The 2,265-nt window shown below is 46.4% G+C and carries 3 protein-coding genes; all 3 read right to left on the reverse strand.

The window, feature by feature from the left end; genetic code table 11:
* Window positions 1–353: 353 nt before the first annotated feature.
* Window positions 354–887 (reverse strand): fimbrial protein, encoded by a 534-nt coding sequence (locus V3W49_RS22515; protein ID WP_500148176.1) that lies wholly within the window; start codon window positions 885–887, stop codon window positions 354–356.
* Between the two features lie 13 nt (window positions 888–900).
* Entirely contained in the window at window positions 901–2,043 is a 1,143-nt protein-coding gene (locus tag V3W49_RS22520) for a fimbrial protein (RefSeq protein ID WP_500148177.1), read from the reverse strand.
* 36 nt (window positions 2,044–2,079) lie between these two features.
* Window positions 2,080–2,265, reverse strand: a 186-nt coding sequence (locus V3W49_RS22525) for a FimD/PapC C-terminal domain-containing protein (RefSeq protein WP_500148178.1), incomplete at its 5' end; no start/stop codon positions are given.

Below are 2,265 nucleotides of genomic sequence, written 5' to 3' on the forward strand. Positions count from 1 at the left end.
GTCACTAGCAGAACGGGTGACGTCCTGAAATGTGGCATCAGGCGTAAAGAGCTGCCTTAACGAGGAGCAGTAAATTTCCCCGTTGTTTACCGTTATCACTGTGTTTATGCCATGACGGTAAAAGAGATATTGCTGCAGGAAGTATTATGAACATAAACAGAAACACTGCTATCAAGAAATACCGCCACGCTTTCATATCAGAATTCCGACCAGCAGAAAATTAACACATTGAGGTAAACGCTATGAAACAGGCATGTATCTTGAACTAATAGCAGTACATACCCGCTCCGTTAACGTAAATACATTATTACGTAAATGTAAAGATTGCTCTGAATACCAGGGGTGCCATGAAATTATCGATATTCAATTCCCATAGTCAGAACGGTACTTAGTGTGCCGGCTTTAACCGGAAAAGACGTTGCGTGATAGTAGGCAGTAAATTCCAGGCTCGCAGTACCATTTATCAGTGTGACGGGATAATCCTGCGATCCGGCAACTGGTGAGTTCCAGGATGGAAAACTATTACTTCCCTGTTTTATTCTGAATGCAACATTTTCCGCAGTTCCTCCTGTTGTTGGTATATCCAGAGATGTATCAGCTACAGGTTTTGTCAGAACAATCTTAAGTGCCTCATTCGCAACGTCTTCACAACCGCTTAAATTAATGGTGAACGGAGCTTCACCATCACTTTGATGGGATGGAGTAAATACACTGGACGGTAAGGTGGGGAGTTCAACAGTACCGTTATTTTCCCCGTTAACGTCGATTGAACAGGTTGATGAAGTAATTAACCCTTTAACGTTGATGGTACCGGTATCGGCGGAATATACTGCTGATGAACCAGAGATACCGGACATCAGCACAACCATAATAATTTTTCTTTTCATACTAAGCCTATTCCTATTTATAGTTAATCAGATAAGTTATTTGGGTGTTTACTCGCCCCGCTTTCACTGCGGATTCTCCGTGTTTTATCATTCTGACGACTAACGGAATGGTAATCGTACTGGCACCATCCATAGGGATATTCTGGAGGGTCTCAGCGCCCAGTTGGGCCGGAGTATTGCTGCCGGTATCGCCTTTTGCTATCTGTACCGCCACGCCACTGGCAGATCCGGCAGAGTGATCAATATCCACAATACCGTTAGCATTATCGAGATTCCCCCGGACCCCGTTAAGTGTGAGTCCCAGTTTATTGGCTGCATAGACAGGTGCCTCTCCTGCCGCATAAGAAATGGAACTATTACCTCTCTGTGTGACATGCCAGCTCCCCTCCTTACCTGCATAACCGGTAAAGCGCGGGCATCCTGTCAGTCGGATAGACGCATCTTTCCACGGCGAACCACCATTATTATTAATTTCAGTGGTTGTATATTCCCCCAGCTCCACATCAACTTTATCCGGCGTTTTACAGGAAGGTGTGGTAATAGACACCTGCCCGTTAAAGTGGAACTCTGAAAGCACCCCCGGAATGAAGCTGGCGTTATTTCCGGGATTCCAGATATACTGCACGTACGGAAATCCCGTTGCTGATAATACACCTGGCTGGACATTTCCTGTTTTAACCAGAAATATCGTCATTTCTCGATCAAAAACATTAGTGCCCCAAAATATATGACCATTTGCAGGTGTAGATATATTTATTATATCGGCTGCTTTCTGCCCATCAGCTGTAATATATCCCCCGTTGATCCAGAACTGTACGCCGATACCGGGATAGCCTGAGTCAAACGTAATATTATCCCCCAGTCCTGAACCGTTCAGGACTTTTGTCTTTAGTATTGCGCTAAAGGCTTCATTTGGTTGACCGTTACAATCAATTGAAAATGCATCTGGATATTTGTCTGCCAGAACCCGGGCAGCATAAAGACGCGTACCAACCGGAATGTCCGGGGTGACCGAAAGCACCGCAGAGCCATTCAGACTTGCGGTCGTATTAAAAGAGGAGCCATTATAAAACTTACAGGTCACAGTCGCCTGAGCGGAAAGTGCCGCACCACCTGAAACCAACAGGAGGCATAGCCTCATCAATATTTTCTTCATAAATAATCCTGTCTTCTGATCCAGAAAACATGCCCGTCAGCGACACTGCGCGCTGAGGCGGACCATGTCACTTGATGGCCTATCCGTTTTTCCTGCCGGCAGCCTGTAATCCACCAGACACTGCTGTCCGGTACGCTCGCCCCATTTCACGGTCAGCTGTCCCCGTGTTTTCTCCACGCGCGCATATATCTGTCCCGACTGACCCACGCTGCCCACCACCGT

Origin of the sequence: Rosenbergiella sp. YN46 (assembly GCF_036620675.1) — a bacterium.
Classification (GTDB): Bacteria; Pseudomonadota; Gammaproteobacteria; order Enterobacterales; family Enterobacteriaceae; genus Jejubacter.